This is a genomic window from Arthrobacter sp. NPDC080086, from assembly GCF_040702285.1.
In genome coordinates this window covers 1-2,630 of sequence record NZ_JBFBKP010000160.1, presented here as the reverse complement: position 1 = coordinate 2,630, position 2,630 = coordinate 1, and the positions used below count along the sequence as shown (strand labels likewise).

General features: G+C 69.3%; 1 protein-coding gene. It reads left to right on the top strand.

All coding sequences use genetic code 11. From position 1 onward, the window contains the following. A partial coding sequence (infB, locus tag AB0305_RS22970; RefSeq protein WP_366174173.1) for a translation initiation factor IF-2 occupies positions 1-2,505 on the top strand: 2,505 nt, incomplete at its 5' end. Between the last annotated feature and the right edge of the window lie 125 nt (positions 2,506-2,630).

Below are 2,630 nucleotides of genomic sequence, written 5' to 3'. Positions count from 1 at the left end.
CCCGCCGCGCCGTCCACCGCTGCCAAGCCCGGCGCACGCCCGGCCCCCAAGGCTGAAGCGCCCGCCGCTCCGGCCCGCCAGGGTGGCTCCGCGCCGCGACCCGGCGGTCCCCGCCCGGGTAACAACCCGTTCGCCACCTCGCAGGGCATGCCCCGCGGCCGTGGCGGCGACTCCGAACGTACCTCCCGTCCGGGTAACAACCCGTTCGCGCCGTCCCAGGGGATGCCGCGTCCGGGTGGCAGCCAGGGCGACCGCCCCGGCGGCCCCCGCCCCGCAGCCGGTGCCGGTGGACCCCGTCCGGGTGCTCCGCGTCCCGCCGGTGCTGCCGGTCCCCGTCCGGGCGCACCGCGTCCGGCTGGTGCCCCCGGCGCCCGTCCGGGTGCCGGCGGAAACCGTCCGACCCCGGGCATGATGCCCAACCGCACCGAGCGTCCCGCACCCGCCGGTGCAGGCCGTCCCGGCGGCGGTCGCGGCCCGGGCCGTCCGGGTGCTCCCGGCACCGGCGGTCCCGGTGGCGGCGGCGCCCCGGCCGGCGGCGGCTTCGGCAAGGGTGGCCGCGGACGCGGTGGCACCCAGGGTGCCTTCGGTAAGGGCGGCGCAGGCCGCGGCAAGCAGCGCAAGTCGAAGCGCGCCAAGCGCCAGGAACTTGAGCAGATGAGCGCTCCGTCGCTGGGTGGCGTGAGCGTACCCCGCGGCGACGGCAACACCGTGGTGCGCCTGCGCCGCGGCTCGTCCATCACGGACTTCGCCGACAAGATCGAGGCAAACCCCGCCGCACTGGTGACGGTCCTCTTCCACCTGGGCGAGATGGCTACGGCCACGCAGTCCCTGGACGAAGAGACCTTCGCGCTGCTCGGCGAGGAGCTGGGCTACAAGCTGCAGGTCGTCTCGCCGGAAGACGAGGAGCGCGAGCTGCTCTCCGGCTTCGACATCGACTTCGACGCGGAGCTTGAGGCCGAGGGCGATGAGGAACTCGAGGCACGTCCTCCGGTTGTCACCGTCATGGGCCACGTCGACCACGGTAAGACCCGGCTGCTCGATGCCATCCGCAAGTCCGACGTCATGGCGGGCGAACACGGCGGCATCACCCAGCACATCGGTGCCTACCAGGTCACCCACAACCACGAGGGCACCGACCGGAAGATCACCTTCATCGATACCCCGGGCCACGAGGCGTTCACCGCCATGCGTGCCCGTGGTGCGAAGGTCACCGACATCGCCATCCTGGTGGTCGCAGCGGACGACGGCGTGATGCCGCAGACCGTTGAAGCCCTCAACCACGCCCAGGCGGCCAACGTGCCGATCGTCGTGGCCGTGAACAAGATCGACAAGGAAGGCGCCAACCCGGACAAGGTCCGCGGCCAGCTGACCGAGTACGGCCTGGTTCCGGAAGAGTACGGTGGCGACACCATGTTCGTGGAGGTCTCTGCACGCCAGAACCTCAACATCGACGAGCTGCTCGAGGCCGTCCTGCTCACCGCGGACGCAGCCCTGGACATGCGCGCCAACCCGAACAAGGACGCCCGCGGTATCGCGATCGAAGCGAACCTGGACAAGGGCCGCGGTGCGGTTGCAACCGTCCTGGTCCAGTCCGGCACACTGCACGTCGGCGACACCATCGTGGCAGGCACGGCCCACGGCCGCGTCCGTGCGATGTTCGACGACGACGGCAGCGCCCTGACCGAGGCCGGCCCGTCCCGCCCCGTCCAGGTGCTGGGTCTGTCCAACGTCCCGCGCGCCGGTGACACCTTCTTCGTGACCGCTGACGAGCGCACCGCCCGCCAGATCGCCGAGAAGCGTGAAGCCGCCGACCGCAACGCCGCCCTGGCCAAGCGCCGCAAGCGCATCAGCCTGGAAGACTTCGACCAGGCCGTCGCCGATGGCAAGATCGACACCCTCAACCTCATCCTCAAGGGTGACGTGTCCGGTGCCGTGGAAGCCCTCGAAGACGCTCTGCTCAAGATCGACGTCGGCGAGGGTGTCCAGCTCCGCGTCATCCACCGCGGTGTCGGTGCGATCACGCAGAACGACGTCAACCTGGCAACGGTCGACTCCGCCGTCATCATCGGCTTCAACGTCAAGCCCGCCGAGCGGGTTGCCGAACTGGCAGACCGCGAAGGCGTGGACATGCGCTTCTACTCCGTCATCTACGCAGCCATCGATGACATCGAGGCAGCCCTCAAGGGCATGCTCAAGCCGGAGTACGAAGAGGTCCAGCTGGGCACGGCCGAGGTCCGCGAGGTCTTCCGCTCGTCCAAGTTCGGCAACATTGCAGGCTCGATCGTCCGCTCCGGCATCATCCGGCGCAACGCCAAGGCCCGCATCAGCCGCGACGGCAAGATCATCGGCGACAACCTCACCGTTGAGACGCTCAAGCGCTTCAAGGACGACGCCACCGAGGTCCGCACGGACTTCGAGTGTGGTATCGGTCTTGGCTCGTACAACGACATCACCGAAGGCGACATCATCGAGACCTTCGAGATGCGCGAGAAGCCGCGCGTCTAGTCGGAGCTAGCGTTACAGTCGGTGTCGTCTAGAATGTCGACCAGGATTTCGCGGCTGACGTAGTCCTTGACGGACTCACAGTAGGCGATGCCCTCGACTACCGTGCCGTGTGCGGCGCGCTCGAG